This is a genomic window from Paraburkholderia madseniana, assembly GCF_009690905.1.
In the GTDB taxonomy this organism is placed as follows: Bacteria; Pseudomonadota; Gammaproteobacteria; order Burkholderiales; family Burkholderiaceae; genus Paraburkholderia; species Paraburkholderia madseniana.
On sequence record NZ_VOSW01000337.1, the window covers coordinates 1 to 303 of the forward strand.

Here is a 303-nt window from a genome sequence, read left to right on the forward strand (position 1 = left end):
CGAGCAATCCTTCGTGCTCCCAGCGCGTTACCCGGCGTTCGGTGCTCGGAGTGCATTTGTCTTTCAACGAGCACTGTTGGCACTGCGAACTCCAGTAGCGATCAAACTTCAGGCTACGTTCGGTTGTCGTATAGCGCCATACGAGACGCTCGCCTGCCGGACATCGATACTCGTTCGTCTCAGCGTCGTAAATAAAATCGTCTTTGCCGAAGCGCCCGTCGAAGGTCGCGCCCGAAGTCTTCGTCTTGGGAACAAACACCGTGATTCCGGCCTCGTGGCATGCGAGTATTTCCTCGCTCTTGT

General features: G+C 56.1%; 1 protein-coding gene. It reads right to left on the reverse strand.

Annotation, left to right across the window (positions count from 1 at the left end; all coding sequences use genetic code 11):
* Positions 1-303: transposase (locus tag FSO04_RS47035; protein ID WP_174825363.1), on the reverse strand; the 303-nt coding region annotated here is incomplete at both ends.